The 1,801-nt window shown below is 53.3% G+C and carries 2 protein-coding genes; one reads left to right on the top strand and one right to left on the bottom strand.

Translation table 11 applies throughout. The features are described from left to right. The first annotated feature begins 242 nt into the window (after positions 1-242). A complete protein-coding gene (locus K359_RS0147815; RefSeq protein ID WP_245284966.1) occupies positions 243-884 on the top strand; it encodes a globin domain-containing protein in 642 nt (213 codons plus the stop codon). Positions 885-1,418: 534 nt separating this feature from the next. Here the strand turns inward: K359_RS0147815 and K359_RS62895 are convergent. Then, on the bottom strand, positions 1,419-1,610 hold the full coding sequence (locus K359_RS62895; protein WP_156929149.1) for a hypothetical protein: 192 nt from the start codon (positions 1,608-1,610) through the stop codon (positions 1,419-1,421). Between the last annotated feature and the right edge of the window lie 191 nt (positions 1,611-1,801).

Genomic DNA, 1,801 nt, shown 5'->3' with positions numbered 1-1,801 from the left:
CAGTTTAAGCGACCAAGACAAAAGGCGTTGCTTGAATACCTCAAGACACTGTGACCCGCTCCGGCGCTCCCTCTTTGACCGGTCTCCAGCATGCTGTCGGTCACAGTATGCTCGCTTATCGGCACGAGCCTTGAAACGGAGATCTGATCCAGCACAGCTGCTCAAGGAAGCGCAAGTGATGGCTTACAACTTATCGCCTTTCTACCGTATGCGTCGCTTGTGCATACGAAACGAGGTTCTACATGACACCAATCTCAATGCCACATCACAAGGAATGCCTTCGCTGTGGTTCTGGGTTAGTCACCCGCGAGTGGCATGAGCGCGTCAATGCAAACGAAGTTCAGGATCTTTGGCGCTGCTGGAACTGCAAACACCAATTTATCTCCGTCGTCACTTCTCACGAAAGGAGCCGTCAGTCGCTGAGATCACAAAACCATTCTTTACGAGCCTGCTCGTCTGAACCAATGACGCCCGAGCAGGTCGACCTTATCAGGTTATCGTTTGACGCGATGTGGCCGATCCGTCGCGACCTCGCTGACCTGTGCTACAACAGGTTCGTTGAACTAGCTCCTGATGCAAGAGATATATTCGGCGGCGATATCGAGCAGCAGCGGATGAAGGTGCTGGATATGATCACCGCGCTGGTCGCCTCGCTCGACGAAAGACCGATGTTCCAATCGCTGATCACGCTTTCAGGTCACAAGCACGCCAGACTTGGCGTTCAGCCATCGCACTTCGTCGCAATGGGCGAGGCGTTGATGTGGAGCTTTGATTGCAAATTCGGCCCTTCTTTCACCCCCGAGCTGAGGGAATCGTGGCGGACGCTTTACGCCACCGCCCAGAACGAGATGCTGCGCGCGGCCGGCCGGCAGAGTTCGTTTTGACAACGGCGGGCGAGAAGCCTAATTCGTGACCCAATCGTGGATCTCCGGTCGGCTGGAGACACACGAAAAAACCTTGTCGCGCGAACAGTGCTCGTGCTCCTGAGCTGACGTTCCGAGATTCGCTGAATTGGAAACTCACGCAAACGCGCTTCGATGAGTCCTGCGGAGAAATGAAATCCGCAACTACTTGCCGATCGAATATTCGATCTCGACTTGTGTCTCATTTACACCTACTTTGGGATCGGCGTGGCCGGTTGTTCGCGCAATTCCCCGAATGCTAGCTAGCGTTCCCGTACCTTCCGTGATGTAGGCGACAGTCGTGTTGCTAAGCTTTCCCAGCCCGGCGCTATGAGCAAGCACTGTCCCGCGGGTAAAGAACTTGTCGCCATTTTCGACAACATAGACATTGTATATGCTGGGTATATGCTGGCAGTGCCATTATTGTCGACGTAATCGGAAACGCAACGCGTCCACGTTTCCTTGATCTTCAATCCATTGACGACAGGGGCGTTAGTCGAAAAGATACGATGAATTTCAAAATCGCACCTGATGGCCAGCAACGTCGCCGACGTCGAGAAACTGCTGTTGTGTGTATTTGGTATTTTCCGCGCCCACTTTGTAGGATGCACGCTGTGTCTGTTGGGCGAACGCATCGCTGATCGGTACAACAACAGCGAGACACAGCAGAGCTGATGTCGTTAGAATGATTGTAGCGAGTTGTTTCATGGTAACCTCCTGGTCCGCCAACCGCAAGGCCTGTACGCCCTTATGATATTGGCCTCGTGCTTGCTGCACAGATTCCCGACCACGCTAAACGCAGGGTCGTCGCCCGTTAAGAAGCTTCCAGGCGACTGATCTGGAATCGTAATTTGGCTGGAATGACGTTCTGAGATTGCAAGGTTTTGGTGTTTTGTGCA

This window comes from Bradyrhizobium sp. th-b2 (assembly GCF_000426785.1).
Classification (GTDB): Bacteria; Pseudomonadota; Alphaproteobacteria; order Rhizobiales; family Xanthobacteraceae; genus Bradyrhizobium; species Bradyrhizobium septentrionale.
The sequence above is the reverse complement of the archived record's forward strand: the minus strand, read 5'-3'. Positions and strand labels throughout refer to the sequence as shown.